This is a genomic window from Mycobacterium sp. 050128 (genome assembly GCF_036409155.1).
Taxonomy (GTDB): Bacteria; Actinomycetota; Actinomycetes; order Mycobacteriales; family Mycobacteriaceae; genus Mycobacterium.
Genome location: NZ_JAZGLW010000001.1, coordinates 824011 through 838213, shown reverse-complemented (window position 1 = coordinate 838213; position 14203 = coordinate 824011). Strand labels below are relative to the sequence as shown.

Sequence of the window (14203 nt, the reverse complement as noted above, 5' to 3'; positions counted from 1 at the left end):
TAGGCTCTCGCTATGCCTACGCTTGCCGGTCACCGCAATGTCGTTGTCACCCTGTCCGCACTGTCCGCAGCCACCAGTGTCGTTTTGCTGAGTGCGTGCTCGTCGCCCCAACACGCGTCGTCGGTCCCGGGTACCACTCCGTCCATCTGGACGGGATCACCCGCGCCGGCAACCGCGGGAACCGCGAGCGAAGGCAAGCGGAGCATCACGACCCATCTGCGCGCGCCCGACGGGACCCAGGTTGCGACCGCGACGCTCGACTTCGCCAACGGTTATGCCACCATCACGATCGCGACGACCGGGGTGGGTCAGATCGCGCCCGGCTTCCACGGCGTGCACATCCACAAAGTCGGCAAGTGCGAGCCCAATTCGGTTGGCCCGACCGGCGGTGCACCCGGTGACTTCCTTTCCGCGGGCGGCCACTTCCAAGCGCCCGGCCACGCAGCCGAGCCCGCCAGCGGGGACCTCACCTCGCTGGAGGTTCGCAAAGACGGTGCCGGGACGTTGGTGACCACCACCGACGCCTTCGCGATGGACGACCTGTTGACGGGTGAAAAGACGGCGATCATCATCCACGCGGGTGCGGACAACTTCGCCAACATTCCGCCGGAGCGATACAGCCAGACCAACGGGGCGCCGGGTCCGGATGCGATGACGATGAGCACTGGTGACGCCGGCAAGCGAGTGGCGTGCGGTGTCATTGGTGCCGGCTAACAGGTCCTTTGAAAAGGGCGACGCGCATATCGATTTCGCCCGGTCGCCGCGGCCGACGCTCGGCGTGGAGTGGGAGTTCGCCCTCGTCGACGCGCAGACCCGCGATCTGAGTAACGAGGCCACCTCCGTCATCGCCGAGATCGGCGAAAACCCGCGTGTGCACAAGGAATTGCTGCGCAACACCGTCGAGGTGGTCAGCGGCATCTGCGATTGCACCGCGCAGGCGATCGAGGATCTGCGCGCGACGTTGGGTCCCGCGCGCCAGATTGTCCGGGCCCGCGGCATGGAACTGTTCTGCGCCGGCGCTCACCCGTTCGCGCAGTGGAGCACCCAGCAGCTCACCGATGCGCCCCGCTACGCCGAGCTGATCAAGCGCACCCAGTGGTGGGGACGCCAGATGCTGATCTGGGGTGTGCACGTGCACGTGGGAATCTCCTCGGCGCACAAGGTGATGCCGATCATGACGTCACTGCTGCGCTACTACCCGCACCTGCTGGCGCTGTCCGCGTCGTCACCGTGGTGGACCGGCGTGGACACCGGATATGCCAGCAACCGCGCCATGATGTTCCAGCAGTTGCCCACCGCCGGGCTACCGTTCCAGTTTCAGACGTGGCCGGAATTCGAAGGGTTCGTCTATGACCAGAAGAAGACCGGCATCATCGACCACGTCGACGAAGTCCGTTGGGATATAAGGCCTTCGCCGCATCTGGGCACACTCGAGGTGCGAGTCTGCGACGGCGTGTCCAACCTGCGTGAGCTGAGCGCGCTGGTCGCGCTGACACACTGCCTGGTGGTCGACCTGGATCGCCGGCTGGAAGCCGACGAGTCGCTGCCCACGATGCCGCCGTGGCATAACCAGGAGAACAAGTGGCGCGCGGCGCGCTACGGCCTGGACGCGGTGATCATCCAGGACGCCGACAGCAACGAGCGCCTGGTCACCGACGACCTCGCCGATGTGCTGAACCGCTTGGAGCCGGTCGCCAAGTTGCTGCACTGCACCGACGAACTCGCGGCGGTGGAGGACATCTGGCGCCACGGTGCTTCCTATCAGCGACAGCGCCGGGTGGCCGAAGAGCACGACGGCGATTTGCGTGCTGTCGTCGACGCGTTGGTGGGCGAGCTGGAGATCTGATGGAGCTGGCGATGTTTCCCCTGGAGGCGGCGTTGCTGCCGAACCAGGATCTGCCGTTGCGCATTTTCGAGCCGCGCTACGTCGCGCTGGTGCGGCATTGCGTCGACGCCGGCGAACCGTTCGGCGTCGTGCTGATCTCGCGCGGTCGCGAGGTCGGCGGCGGCGATGCGCGCTGCGACGTCGGCGTCCTGTGCACGATCGAAGAATGCGTCGAGCAGGGCGCCGAGCGCTACGCCGTGGGCTGCCGGACCGGCGAGCGGATTCGGGTGTCCGAGTGGCTGGCCGACGATCCCTACCCGCGGGCGTCGGTGCAGCCGTGGCCCGATGAACCCGGTGCCGCGGTCACCGTGGCGCAGCTCGTCGACATCGAAGACCGGATGATGGCCTTGTTCGAGCGGATCGCCGAAGCGCGCGACACCATGCTGCCGGACCGCGAGGTACTGCTGGGCCCCGACGATGCCGACGCGGGACAGCGGCTGTACACGTTGGCCACTCGTATCCCGATCGGCGCGGCCGACCGCTATGCCGTGCTGGCGGCGCCGTCGGCGGCCGACCGGCTCGCAGCACTGAGTGAGGCGGTCGACGCGATCGCCGAGATGGTGGAGTTCCAGTTGTCGGAGTAGCGGTGTGCTTTCCTATAGGGAAATTGATTGCGCGACTGGACGGTTGAGTGAAAGTACATCTGCAAGTAAACGGATCGCCCACCGGTGCGTCGGCGAGTGCGGCCGAGATCGTCGAGACGGGTGCCGACGGCCTGTTCACCTTCGAGGGTCAGCACGATGTGTTCTTTCCGCTGCTCATCGCGGCCAACGAGACCAACCTGGACTTGATGACCAATGTCGCGATCGCCGCGCCGCGCAGTCCGCTGCACATGGCGCACGCCGCCTACGATTTGCAGGTTTACAGCGGCGGCAGGTTCCGGCTCGGGCTGGGCTCGCAGATCAAGGTCCACATCGAAAAGCGCTACGGCAGCACCTGGCATCGGCCGGCGGCGCGGATGGCCGAAACCATCGCGGCGATCAAGGCGATCTTCGCGGCGTGGGAAGGCCAGTCCCCGTTGAACTTTCGTGGCGAGTTCTTCACCCACACCCTGATGGCGCCCAATTTCAACCCTGGCCCGAACCCGTTCGGGCCGCCGCCGGTGTTGATGGGGGCATTGGGCCCGATCATGACGCGCACCGCCGGCGAAGTCGCCGACGGCCTGCTGGTCATGCCGTTCAACAGCGCCCGCCACTTCGTCGACCACACCGTCCCCGCGATCAACGAGGGACTTCGCCGTTCGCAGCGCTCCGCCAACGATTTTCAGGTGGTCGCCCAGGCCATGGTCGCGGTCGGCAGCAACGAGGGGGACCTGGCGGCCGCGGTCGACGGCGTCGCGTCGCTGATCGCCTTCTACGGATCCACACCGGCCTACCTGCCGGTGCTCGAGGCGGAGGGCTGGGCGGAGGTCCAGCCGGAGCTCAACGCGCTGTCCAAGCAGGGCCGCTTTGCCGAGATGCGCGCCCTGATCACCGACGACATGGTGGCCCGGATCGGAATCGTCGGGACACCGGAGCAATGCGCGCAGCAGATCGCGCAGCGGTTCGGCGATCACGTCGACGAAGTGTGTTGCTACTTCCCCTACTACACACCGGTCAACGCGGACCTTGCCGGCCTGATCGACGCCCTGCACCGCAGGCCCGCGCGGCGATGAGCAGCGACGTGGTGACCGACGTCGACGCGGGCGTGGCGGTCGTCACGCTCAATCGGCCCGAGTTACTCAACGCCTACACCGCCGAGATGGGCTCGCTGCTGAGCCGCGCCTATTGGGAGTGCGACGAGAACGACGACGTCCGGGCCATCGTGGTCACCGGGGCGGGCCGTGCTTTTTGCGCGGGTGCCGATTTCTCCGGCGGCGCAACGCCGTTCGACAGCCCCCAAGACATTGCCGGGTTTTCCGCGTCGCCCATCGATCCGCCGGCGTTCGCATTGCGCAAACCGGTGATCGCTGCCGTCAACGGGCATGCCATCGGCATCGGGCTGACGATCGCGCTGCAGGCCGACATCCGCATCCTCGCCGAGGACGCCAAATACGGTGTGGTGCAAGTGCGCCGGGGAGTGATACCCGATTGCATGGCGCATTGGACATTGGCGCACCTGACCAATCTCGGTGTGGCGGCCGAGGTGCTGCTGACCGGGCGCACATTCGACGGGCCCGAGGCCGTCGCTTACGGTATCGCGAATCGAGCGGTACCCGCCGCGCAGGTGCTCGACACCGCGCTGGAGATGGCCCGCGACATCGCGGTCAATGTGGCGCCGATGTCGGCGGCGTTGTGCAAGCGGCTGTTGTGGGACACCGCGATTCAGGGGTACACGCCGCGGCAGGTCGCCTCGCTGGAGACGCAGTTGCACCACCGCGTGATGGGCACCCCCGACGCGAGCGAAGGAGTCACCGCGTTCTTCGAGCGGCGGGCCCCGCGGTTCGGCTCGCAGGTGTCGCGGGACTGGAAAGCGCTGCCGGAGCCGTGAGTACCCGCGTCGAGGTCACACGCCGGCGCATATCTGCTCGGAGAGCAGCCAGAATTCGGCGGCGCGCTGTCCGTCACTCGCGTACGGGGCGACGTTTTCGCTGATTCCGCAGCCTTCCAGGTACAGCGCGCCGCGGTCGGCCAGATCGGGGCTCACCGCGGCCCACACCTGGGTGGCCGCACCCTGCTCGGGAGTGGAGAAGTCGAGACGGCCGTCGCTGGTCTCGCCGCGCAGTGCGCTGTTGTCCACGACGAGCTTGCGAAGGTTAGAGAAGTCCGCGCGCGACATGTATCGCGCCAGCGAAGTGGCGACGGTGCCGGGATGCACGGCGTAGGCGCGAATCCCCAAGTGGCACAACCGCCGATCGGCTTCGATCGCGTGCAGGATGTTCGCCGTCTTGGCGGCGCCGTACGCCACGAACTTGTCGTAGTCGCGACGCTCCCAGTTCGGATCGCCGAAGTCGACGTCGCCCATCACGTGACCCCCGGAAGACAGGATCACCACCCGGGCGCCCCGCGCGGCGGTCAGCTGCGGGACCAGCAACCGGGTCAGCTCGAAGTGCCCGAAATGGTTTGTCCCGATCTGCAATTCGAACCCGTCCTGGGTGCGGCCGAACGGGGTGAACATGACGCCGGCGTTGTTCATCAGCACATGCACCGCCGGCGCGATGTCGCTGATCGCCTTCGCCGCCGCACGAACGCTGGACAGCACGGTGAGGTCGAGCTCGACGGCGGAGGCCGTCGCGTCCGGTACTTCGGCCCGCACCCATTGGGCGGTTTCGGCCAGCGCATCCCGGTTGCGGGCGGCCAGGATCACGTGGGCACCCGCGGCGGCCAGCGCCCGCGCCGACTCCCGGCCCAGACCTGACGAGGCGCCGGTGATCACACATGCCTTGCCGGACAGGTCGATTCCATCGACGACCTGCAGCGCGGTCCGACGTTCGCTCATCGCCGCGTGTCCCGCAACTGCGGTTTGAGTGACTCAGGATAGATGTCGATTGTCTGAGTGTAGCCAGTTTGCGCGTCATCTCGATGCAGTCGTGGTGCAGCCAATTGCAATATCCTGGTCGTCGGCACTCCGGAGTGTTACTCTGCGTCGGCATGGGCATGCGCGAAAGCATTTTGGACTCGGCTCTGCAGTGCTTTACCGAGGACGGGTACGAGCGGACCACGGTCGCGCGGATTCGAGAGCGCTGTGGCGTATCCAATGGTGCTCTGTTTCATCACTTTTCGTCGAAAGATGCGATCGCGGGTGCGCTTTACGTCGAGGCCATGCAATCGGTTCAGGACGGCTTCTGGAACGTGATTCGGCAAAACCCGGCGACGTTGCGGGAGGCCATCGGCGGCGTGGTTCGCCAACTGATGGGTTGGATTGAGGACAACCCGGATCGTGCGCGTTTCCTCTATGGCCGAGGCCACCTCGACTGGACCACCGAGGCCGGTGGGCAGCTGCAGGACTTGAACCGCGGCCTGACCGACACCTATCAAAACTGGTTGGCGCCCTTCATCGCCCGTGGTGAGGCGAAGGACTTTCCGATGCCAGTGGTGATCGCGATCGTGACCGGGCCGGTGCACGCCATCGCCCAGCGATGGCTGGCCGGCCAACTGCCGGACCCGCTGCTGCATTATGCCGACGATTTGATCGATGCGGCCGTTGCCGGCATGAGCGGTGTCCCGACCAGGCGACCGCGGCGACAGCAACCGCCGGCCCAGGGCCGAGTTCGTATCCAGCTGCTGGGTAGCGAGGGTTCGGTCATCGCGGAAGGTGACGCGGTCGCCGAACTAACACCGGTGCCACCCGCGCGCTGATCGCACTGGAGAGTGAAACTCCGGAGTGTTACTCTGCACCCATGCTGGAAGCTACGACGGCACGTGAATTACTCGAACTCTCCCCGGTCCACACCCGGCTGCGTGCGCGAGCGCGCGATGTTGCGGCGCGGTGGTCGGACCGGTCGGGCGAGATCCGACAGCATCTGCTGGATCGCCATGAGATGCACCCGCAATTGTGGGCCAGCTTCTGCGAGCACGGCTGGCCCGGATTGGTGCTACCCGCCGAATATGGTGGGGCCGAGGGCGGGCTGCTCGGCATGAGTCTTGTCCTCGAGGCATTCGCCGAACGCGGGATCGTGCTGTGGATGCCGGTGCTGTCCTCGGCGATCGCGCATGCTATCGCCGAGGCCGGTCCGCAGTCGGCTAGTCGGCAGTGGTGTACGCGGGTTGCCCGTGGACAGACGTTGCTTGCCCTGGCCGCAACCGAGTCACACAGCGGCCACAACATCTTCCGCACCAGGACCGAGATCCACTGCGACGGGGACCATTTCGTGGTCAACGGCGTCAAGCAGATCACGTCCGGCCTGGACGTGGTGGATCGCGTGCTGGTGTTCGGCCGTGCGGCGTCCGGCGATGCATCGAAGGGCCACACGATGGTCCTGGTGGACCCGAACTCGCCCGGGGTGACGATCCGCGAGCTGCCGATGCGCTATCGCGAAGGCGTCCGGCAATATCAGCTCGAACTCGACGGTGTCATCGTTGCGGCGGACGGCCTGATCGGCACCGAGGGCAACGGCCTGGCAGCCATGTGGCCGTTCACCGCGGTGGAGCGCGTCCTGACCGCCGCACTATGCCTGGGGAGCGCGGCATACGCCCTGACGTCCGCGATCGGCCGTGCGCGGGAACGTGTCATCTCGGGCACTGCGCCGATCGGCGCCAACCAGGCGATCGCGCACCCGTTGGCCAACCTGCACGCCCGGCTCGCGGCGGTTCGGCTGTTCATGTACCGGACCGCCTCGCGGTTCGACGCGGGTGTGGACGCGTATGCCGTTGCGGGCGAGGCGAATATGGCGAAGGTGCTCACCGCCGACCTCGCGTTCGACAGCTACGACCACACCATGCAGGTGATGGGGGTCGATGCATGGGATGAGCGCCAGGGCTGGATCGACAACTACCTCGATGCCCGGCTTTCGCGATCCGGCCCGGTCAGCAACGAGTTCGCCCTCAATTTCATCGCCGAACATATCCTGGGCCTGCCGGCACACACGTAACGGATTCGGTCGCATGCCGTGGATTGACGACGCAGACGGTGGCGATCAAGGCGGCGATGAAGAACAGTGCCGCGGCGATCTGCAGCAACCGGGTGAAACTGGCATCGGTGAGCGTTCCCGCCGCGATCAAACCCACGCTCGCCACAGAGGTCAGCGCCGACGTACGACCCACCGCGTTTTGCACAGCCGCCGCGATTCCGCTGCGGGCCGCGTCAACCGAAGACAGGTTCAACGCGCCCAATGGTGTTGTGGTGAGGAGCAATCCAATGGCCAGCACCGTCGTCCCGGGCAGCAGATGCGTGACGATGTTGAATCCGGCACCGGGTCGGATCAGCAGCAGTCCCAGTCCGGCCAGGATCGGACCCGCCGTCAGGAACACGTGCGGTCCGATGCGCGCGGACAATCCGCCGACGCGTTTGGCGAACAGAAACGACAGGATCGGGTTGGGCAGGGTGGCCAAGGCCGCGACCGTCGCGCAGTAGCCCGCGACCTCCTGGGTGTAGAGCGCGACGGCGAGGGAGGCCATGGCGATGGCGCCGTAGACGAACGCGGTGACCAGGTTGGCGGCGGCGAAGTTACGGACCGTGAACAGGCGCAGCGGTATGAGCGGGTGCGGGGCACGCCGTTGCCAGCTCACGAACGCCAGCAGTGCCGCGATCCCCACGATCAGCGTGGCGACGATGCGGCCGGACCAGCCGTGCTGCCCGGCCTCGATCAGCGCATCGACGGTGGCGGCCAGCCCGATCGCGGCCAATACCGCCCCGCGGACATCGAGGCCGGCGCGTTGGGCCGGTCGGGGCACCGGGCACAGCCAAAACGTCAAGGCGAAACCGATGACGATCGGGACGGCCGACAGCGCATAGATCCATCGCCAGCTCAGCAGGTCCACCGCCAGTCCGCCCAGTAGCGGGCCGATCGCGAAGGCGGTACCGGTCCAGCCGGTCCAGGTGCCGATGGCTTTGTGACGGTCCGCGGGGGCGAACGTGGAGTTGATCATTGCCAGCGACCCGGGCACCAAAAACGCCGCACCCAGACCCTGGATGACACGGCCCGCGATCAGCATCACCGGCGAAGCCGCGGTGGCCGCCAGCACCGAGCCCACCCCGAAGGTCGCCAGCCCGAAACGCATGACCGGCACTCGGCCGAACAGATCGGAGATGGATCCACCGGGCAGGATTGCGGCCGCCAAAGCCAGCAGGTAGCCGTCGACGACCCACTGCTGCAAGCACAGGCCTCCGCCGAGTTCGCGCTCGGTGGCCGGCAGTGCCAGGTTCACCACGGTGCTGTCGAGGAAGGCGACCATCGACACCATGACCGCCACCAGCATGACCCGGCTGGTGGGCGCCGTCTCGCGCAGTTTCGCGAGCAATCCTGCGCGGTGTGCGGGTCGCACGGCCGCGCGAGACGGTTGGGTCACGAGCATGGCGGCCTCGCGGGGCGGTCGCTCATCCGAGTCCTCCTCGAGGCCGCCGAAACGTGTTTGGCCGGCGACCTGTTCAGGATGATGTATGCGAAGTGGTTACGCGCCGGAGCGCGAAAACGTTCAGGCCGAACTCATATGACTACCGTTCGGTGTGGCGCGGGGTCGGCGGCGCGCTGCGTCAGCCGCGGCGCCACGACCCGATGCAGCGGGGCGATCACGGCCCAGACCATGCCGGCGGCGAGTTTGCGGCGATAGTGCACCCGAGTGGTGAGCGTGGCCCGCCGACCGTTCTGGCGTCGCAGCGTCAGCTCGCCGCGCATCAGCGGCCCGCGCGCGGTCAGCACCAGCTTGTCGGGGTCCGATTGCACGATCGTCCAGCCGATCAGGTGATCGGGCGAGGAATGCGGGTAGAGCTGAAATCTCAATACGTGACGATGGATCCACAACACCGCGCCGCCGCCGCGGTCGTTGCTGAGTGCGTCCCGAAACATCTGTTCGGCGGTACGCGCGTCGCCGTGCGTGATCGCGACCTCGAAGACGTCCGTGTAGTCGGACGCGGTCTGGCCGGTGTCGGTCTGGTCGCGCAGTGCCGCGGCCGCAATGCGTTTCAGCGTCCCGCGCGTCACAACCCGGTGTGCGCCGGTGCCGATGACCAGGGCGCGATAGATCCTTCCGTGCACACCGGGGAAGGCTGCCCACGTGATCGCGCGCATCCGGGTGCGGTCCGCGGCTTCGGCCTCCAGCTCGAACACCCACCGGTAGACGGCGAACAGGTGGCGGCCTTTAAGCGCGAGGCGTTCGGGCGCGCGTGCTTCGTCGAGCACGAATCCGATTGGCACGCCTCCCGGGTCGCGCGGGTCGCGACACAGCACGCACAACAGCGCCGACCACGTCACTGCCCGATTCGCGTCGATGGTTATGGCATGCTCATCGATATAGGGTAATCGTTCCATATAGAAGGAATGTACTAGATCATGGCACCTCCGCGGAAGCATGAAACCGATGTGATCCTCGACGCAGCCCGAGCGCTGGTGCTCGACGGCGGACCGCGCGCGGCCAGTGTCGCGGCGATCGCGAAATCCAGCGGCGCACCGGCCGGCACGTTGTATCACCGCTTCGGCAACCGCGACGGCATCCTGACGGCGGCGTGGTTGCGCGCGCTGGAACGCTTCCAGTCTCGGGCGATGGGCGCATACGCCGACACACCGACCGACATCGCGGTGGCGATGGCAGTGTCCGCGATCAGCTTCGCGCGCGAACTCCCGCAGGACGCGCGGCTGTTGCTGACCATCCGTCCGGCTGACCTGCTCGACGACGAGCCCGACGCGCAATTCCAGGAGACGGTGGCCGCGATGAATGCGCCGCTGATCGAACGGGTCGGTGTGCTGGCTCGAAAACTCTATGGGCGCAAGGATTCCCGGTCCGTTGACGCTGTCTCACGCGCGATCGTCGACCTGCCCTATGCCGTCGTCCGGCGGCACGCGCGCGACGATCCGATGCCGTCCTGGCTGGAGGCCGACGTCGCGGTGTCGGTGCGTGCGGTGTTAGACAGCTTTGGCGAACGCGCGTAGCGACTCCACCTGAACGGGATCCAGGGAGGGACGCACGGTTTTGCGGGCCGCCTCGAGGTCGGCCGCGGTGACGTCGGCGGCGTCGATGGAGCGCCGCATCGCGGTGAGCGCGGCCTCGCGCAGCAGGGCCACGCAGTCGGCCGCGCTGTACCCGTCGAGTTCGGCGGCGATGTCGTCGAGATGGACATCCGCGCTCAATGGAATGGATTTGGCTGCGGTGCGCAGGATTTCGCGGCGGGCGGCCGCGTCGGGCGGCTCCACGAACACCAGCCGCTCCAGACGGCCCGGGCGCAGCAGCGCGGGATCGATCAGATCGGGCCGGTTGGTGGCGCCCAGCACCACGACGTCGCGCAGCGGGTCGATGCCGTCGAGCTCGGTCAGCAACGCGGCCACCACGCGATCGGTAACGCCCGAGTCGAAGCTCTGCCCACGCCGGGGCGCCAGCGCGTCTATCTCGTCGAGGAAGACCAGCGATGGCGCCGAATCCCTTGCCCGCCGGAATAATTCGCGGACCGCCTTCTCCGAGGCGCCCACCCACTTGTCCATCAGCTCGGAGCCCTTGACCGCGTGCACGCTCAGCTGCCCGGTGCTGGCGAGCGCGCGGACCACGAACGTCTTGCCGCAGCCCGGTGGTCCGTAGAGCAGCACTCCGCGTGGCGGATCGACACCGAGGCGCGCGAAGGTGTCGGGATGCTGCAGCGGCCACAGCACCGCTTCGGTCAGCGCCTGCTTGGCTTCGACCATGTCGCCGACATCGGCGAGCGTCAGGGTTCCGACGGTCAATTCCGCGCTGGCCGAACGAGACAGTGGCCGGATGACGGACAGCGCGCCGACCAGATCGTCCTGCTGCAGCGTCGGCGGCCGCCCGTCGGCGCTGGCCCGCGACGCCGCCCGCAGCGCCGCCTCCCGGACCAGCGCGGCCAGGTCGGCGGCAACGAAACCCGGTGTGCGGCCCGCGATTTCACCGAGGTCCAGCTCGCCGGTCGGGGCGGATTTCAGCAGTGTCTCCAGTAGCGCTTTGCGGGTCGCGCCGTCGGGCAGCGTCAGGCCGAGCTCCCGGTCGCAGAGCTCGGGGGAGCGCAGCCGCACATCGAGCTGGTCGGGTAGCGCCGACGTGGCGATCAGCGCTACGCCATCGGTGGCCACCGCGGTGCGCAGCTCGGCGAGGATCAGGGCGGCGACCGGCTCGGCGGTCGCCGGCAGCAGGGCGTCGGCATCGGTGATCAGCAGCACGCCGCCGCCGTCCCGAATCGCGGCCACCGCGGCGGCCACCGACTTGAGCCGATCCTCGGCCGCCAGCGCGCCCACCTCCGGGCCGTCGAGTTGGACCAGCCTGCGGCCCGCGCACACCGCACGTACCATCGTCGCCTTGCCGACCCCGGCCGGACCCGACACCAGCACGCCCAAGTTCGTCGTAGCGCCAAGGGTTTTCAGCAGGTGGGGTTCGTCGAGCGCCAGCTTGAGCCATTCGCTGAGCTTGCCGGCCTGCACTTGGGAACCCTTGAGATCGTCGACTCCGATGGCGGGATCCGCGATGGCGACCGGTTCCGGCCGGGCTGCGGTGGCGCCGACCGGAATCCCGTCACCCCAGGAGACCAACGAGTTCGGTTGCACGCTCACCGGCCCATCGGGGTCCACGCCGGTGACGGTGAGCAGCTCCGAGGTCCAGCTGATCCCGACCGCCGATGCCAGCGCCCGGCTGGCTGCCGACGTCGAGGTGCCGGGCCCGAGGTCGCGGGGCAGCAGCGACACCGCGTCGCCCACGGTCATCACCTTGCCGAGCAGGGCCTGTCGCAGGGTGGCCGAGGTAATCGATTGGATGGCAAGCGAAGAGCCGTTCAGCGTCACCGATCGTGCGCCGTACACCGTGACCGCGCTGACGATCACCGCGGTGCCCTCGCGCAAGCCCGCGTTGGACAGCGTCACGTCGTCGAGCAGCACCGTGCTCACCGGGATCGCCGTTTCGGCGAGCCCCGCCACCGCTGCGGTGGTTCGCGATCCCGTCAGCGACACCGCATCCCACTCTCGGATGCCAAGGGCGGCAACGGCATTCGGGTGCATACGGATGACGCCGCGGCGCGAGTCGACGGCTGAGGTGTTCAGCCGGGCGGTCAGGGTCAGCCGTCCGGACCCCGCGCCGGGATCCGTCATGGCAAGCGTCCACCCGGCTTACGCAGCCCGAGTCGCGCCATCGATCGTCCGCCGGGTCGTCCCAGCCGGACAATGGGGCGCCGGCTGGGCTGTGCGCGGCGGTTGGCTCGTCGCACCGCGCGCCGTTGCTCGGGCTTTTCGCCCCACACCTCGGGGTGCACGGCCAGCCAGCGCTGGTTGCGCACCGCGAAGGGGACGTGGCACAGGTAAGCGACGATGATGACCCAGATGAGGACGTAAGGGGCCAGCACCGCCGCCGCCGCGCAAATCGCGAGGATGGCCAGCAGTGGCGCCGCCCAGTTCGGTGGGACTGCCGCGGCGTGCATCTTGCGCATCGGGATTTTGCTGATCATCAGCATCGACGTCCCGGTGATCCACAGGCAGAGGAACACCGTGGACGACCACCAGCCATCGCCGAACTGCAGCTTGAGCCCGATGAGGCCGATCATCGAGATCGCGCCGGCCGGCGCGGGCATTCCGACGAAGAACTCGTGCGCGTAGGCGGGCCGGGATCCGTCGTCCTGCAGCGCGTTGAACCTCGCCAGCCGCAGCACCACGCAGACCGCGTACAGCAGCACAACGATCCAGCCGGCCGGAGACGTCGACAACAGCGTCACGTAGAGCACGATCGCCGGAGTCACGCCGAAGTTCACCGCGTCGGCCAGCGAGTCGATCTCCTCGCCCATGCGCGACTGCGCGTCCAGGATGCGGGCCACCCGGCCGTCCAGCCCGTCGAGAATCGCCGCCGCGGCGATCAGCGCCATCGCCGCCTTCGGCTGGTGCTCGAGAGCGAACTTGATCGACGTCAGTCCCGCGCAGATCGACAACACCGTCATCGCACTGGGCAGGATCTGCAGGTTGACCGCCCGGCCCCGAATCTTGTTGGTCATCGCAGATCGGCCAATACCGTCTCGCCGGCCACCGCGCGCTGCCCAACCGCGACGATCGGCTGGCTGCCCGGCGGCAAGTAGGTATCCAGCCGGGAGCCGAACCGGATCAGGCCGTAGGTGTCGCCGATCGACAGCTTGTCCCCGACGTGCGCGTTGCAGACGATGCGTCGCGCGATGAGCCCGGCGATCTGCACGGCGACGACGTCGGCGCCATTGTCGGTCCGGATCCGCACGCTGGTGCGCTCGTTCTCGTCGCTCGCCGACGGCAGGTCGGCCGACCCGAACCGGCCGGGGCGGTGTTGCACGGCGATCACTTCGCCGCCGACCGGGGCGCGCTGCACGTGCGCGTCCAGGATCGACAGGAAAATGCTGACCCGCGGCAGCGGCGCGTCGCCCATGCTCAGTTCCGCGGGCGGGGCCGCGGAGTCGACCAGGCAGACGACGCCGTCGGCGGGGGCGACCACGACACCGGGCCGCGTCGGCGGCACCCTCGGGGGGTGCCGGAAGAACGCGGCGCAGGCACCCGCGGCCAGCAGACCGACCCGGCGCGGCCACCGGTGGTTGCGTCCGACCAGCGCGAGGGCCAGGCCGGCGGAGATGAACGGCAGCCCCGCGGGATGCACCGGCGGAACGGTTTCGCGCACCAACTCGAGCATGTGCCGTGGGCTGACGGTCGGGCCCTGGTAGGACAGGCCTTCGTCAGCGGAATGGCGGGGGCGTCGTGCCACCCGCGTCATCTTACGGAGCCCGGGTGCCGTGCCGCGTCGTGCGGGC

14 protein-coding genes are annotated in these 14203 nt (G+C 68.0%); 8 read left to right on the top strand and 6 right to left on the bottom strand.

Features of this window, described 5'->3' with window-relative positions; genetic code table 11:
* Positions 1 to 12: 12 nt before the first annotated feature.
* The 5 genes from sodC to SKC41_RS04065 are packed head-to-tail and all read left to right on the top strand — an operon-like array spanning position 13 to position 4354.
* Positions 13 to 714, top strand: coding sequence for a superoxide dismutase[Cu-Zn] (gene sodC / locus SKC41_RS04085; RefSeq protein ID WP_330976443.1), 702 nt, complete (start codon positions 13 to 15; stop codon positions 712 to 714).
* The gene (locus tag SKC41_RS04080; protein WP_330978742.1) at positions 695 to 1846 is read left to right on the top strand and encodes a glutamate--cysteine ligase; all 1152 of its coding nucleotides are present in this window, start codon (positions 695 to 697) and stop codon (positions 1844 to 1846) included. The genes sodC and SKC41_RS04080 overlap by 20 nt, the downstream gene beginning before the upstream one ends.
* A complete protein-coding gene (locus SKC41_RS04075) occupies positions 1846 to 2469 on the top strand; it encodes an LON peptidase substrate-binding domain-containing protein (protein ID WP_330976442.1) in 624 nt (207 codons plus the stop codon). The genes SKC41_RS04080 and SKC41_RS04075 overlap by 1 nt, the downstream gene beginning before the upstream one ends.
* Before the next feature lie 47 nt (positions 2470 to 2516).
* Positions 2517 to 3539: a TIGR03617 family F420-dependent LLM class oxidoreductase gene (locus SKC41_RS04070; RefSeq protein ID WP_330976441.1), complete on the top strand. Its 1023-nt coding sequence runs from the start codon at positions 2517 to 2519 to the stop codon at positions 3537 to 3539.
* The gene (locus SKC41_RS04065) at positions 3536 to 4354 is read left to right on the top strand and encodes an enoyl-CoA hydratase/isomerase family protein (RefSeq protein WP_330976440.1); all 819 of its coding nucleotides are present in this window, start codon (positions 3536 to 3538) and stop codon (positions 4352 to 4354) included. Before SKC41_RS04070 ends, SKC41_RS04065 begins: the two co-directional genes overlap by 4 nt.
* Before the next feature lie 15 nt (positions 4355 to 4369).
* Here SKC41_RS04065 and SKC41_RS04060 read toward each other — a convergent pair whose 3' ends face one another.
* Positions 4370 to 5302: an SDR family NAD(P)-dependent oxidoreductase gene (locus tag SKC41_RS04060; protein ID WP_330976439.1), complete on the bottom strand. Its 933-nt coding sequence runs from the start codon at positions 5300 to 5302 to the stop codon at positions 4370 to 4372.
* Between the two features lie 152 nt (positions 5303 to 5454).
* On the opposite strand from SKC41_RS04060, the gene SKC41_RS04055 reads away from it, so the two are divergent.
* Together SKC41_RS04055 and SKC41_RS04050 are read left to right on the top strand one after the other, a co-directional pair.
* Complete coding sequence (locus SKC41_RS04055) at positions 5455 to 6162, top strand: TetR/AcrR family transcriptional regulator (protein ID WP_330976438.1); 708 nt, start codon at positions 5455 to 5457, stop codon at positions 6160 to 6162.
* Positions 6163 to 6203: 41 nt separating this feature from the next.
* Positions 6204 to 7394 (top strand): acyl-CoA dehydrogenase family protein, encoded by a 1191-nt coding sequence (locus SKC41_RS04050; RefSeq protein ID WP_330976437.1) that lies wholly within the window; start codon positions 6204 to 6206, stop codon positions 7392 to 7394.
* Here SKC41_RS04050 and SKC41_RS04045 read toward each other — a convergent pair.
* Together SKC41_RS04045 and SKC41_RS04040 are read right to left on the bottom strand one after the other, a co-directional pair.
* Complete coding sequence (locus SKC41_RS04045) at positions 7354 to 8811, bottom strand: MFS transporter (protein WP_330976436.1); 1458 nt, start codon at positions 8809 to 8811, stop codon at positions 7354 to 7356. The two genes, SKC41_RS04050 and SKC41_RS04045, sit on opposite strands and share 41 nt — an antisense overlap.
* Positions 8812 to 8948: 137 nt before the next feature.
* The gene (locus SKC41_RS04040) at positions 8949 to 9770 is read right to left on the bottom strand and encodes a hypothetical protein (protein ID WP_330976435.1); all 822 of its coding nucleotides are present in this window, start codon (positions 9768 to 9770) and stop codon (positions 8949 to 8951) included.
* Between the two features lie 21 nt (positions 9771 to 9791).
* Here SKC41_RS04040 and SKC41_RS04035 point away from each other — a divergent pair, with 21 nt between their 5' ends.
* A complete protein-coding gene (locus SKC41_RS04035; protein ID WP_330976434.1) occupies positions 9792 to 10388 on the top strand; it encodes a TetR/AcrR family transcriptional regulator in 597 nt (198 codons plus the stop codon).
* Here the strand turns inward: SKC41_RS04035 and SKC41_RS04030 are convergent.
* Genes SKC41_RS04030 through SKC41_RS04020 form a run of 3 tightly spaced genes read right to left on the bottom strand, consistent with a single transcriptional unit; the run spans position 10362 to position 14157 of the window.
* The gene (locus tag SKC41_RS04030; protein WP_330976433.1) at positions 10362 to 12539 is read right to left on the bottom strand and encodes an AAA family ATPase; all 2178 of its coding nucleotides are present in this window, start codon (positions 12537 to 12539) and stop codon (positions 10362 to 10364) included. The two genes, SKC41_RS04035 and SKC41_RS04030, sit on opposite strands and share 27 nt — an antisense overlap.
* A complete protein-coding gene (gene pssA, locus SKC41_RS04025) occupies positions 12536 to 13429 on the bottom strand; it encodes a CDP-diacylglycerol--serine O-phosphatidyltransferase (protein WP_330976432.1) in 894 nt (297 codons plus the stop codon). Before pssA ends, SKC41_RS04030 begins: the two co-directional genes overlap by 4 nt.
* Positions 13426 to 14157, bottom strand: coding sequence for a phosphatidylserine decarboxylase (locus tag SKC41_RS04020; RefSeq protein ID WP_442931555.1), 732 nt, complete (start codon positions 14155 to 14157; stop codon positions 13426 to 13428). Before SKC41_RS04020 ends, pssA begins: the two co-directional genes overlap by 4 nt.
* Between the last annotated feature and the right edge of the window lie 46 nt (positions 14158 to 14203).

Excerpts from the sequence above, each read along its gene's own strand:
- SKC41_RS04060 (WP_330976439.1), bottom strand. The coding sequence starts at position 5,302 with ATGAGCGAACGTCGGACCGCGCTGCAGGTCGTCGATGGAATCGACCTG.
- SKC41_RS04035 (WP_330976434.1), top strand. The coding sequence starts at position 9,792 with ATGGCACCTCCGCGGAAGCATGAAACCGATGTGATCCTCGACGCAGCC.
- SKC41_RS04050 (WP_330976437.1), top strand. The coding sequence starts at position 6,204 with ATGCTGGAAGCTACGACGGCACGTGAATTACTCGAACTCTCCCCGGTC.
- SKC41_RS04065 (WP_330976440.1), top strand. The coding sequence starts at position 3,536 with ATGAGCAGCGACGTGGTGACCGACGTCGACGCGGGCGTGGCGGTCGTC.
- SKC41_RS04040 (WP_330976435.1), bottom strand. The coding sequence starts at position 9,770 with ATGGAACGATTACCCTATATCGATGAGCATGCCATAACCATCGACGCG.
- sodC (WP_330976443.1), top strand. The coding sequence starts at position 13 with ATGCCTACGCTTGCCGGTCACCGCAATGTCGTTGTCACCCTGTCCGCA.
- SKC41_RS04075 (WP_330976442.1), top strand. The coding sequence starts at position 1,846 with ATGGAGCTGGCGATGTTTCCCCTGGAGGCGGCGTTGCTGCCGAACCAG.
- pssA (WP_330976432.1), bottom strand. The coding sequence starts at position 13,429 with ATGACCAACAAGATTCGGGGCCGGGCGGTCAACCTGCAGATCCTGCCC.
- SKC41_RS04055 (WP_330976438.1), top strand. The coding sequence starts at position 5,455 with ATGGGCATGCGCGAAAGCATTTTGGACTCGGCTCTGCAGTGCTTTACC.
- SKC41_RS04030 (WP_330976433.1), bottom strand. The coding sequence starts at position 12,539 with ATGACGGATCCCGGCGCGGGGTCCGGACGGCTGACCCTGACCGCCCGG.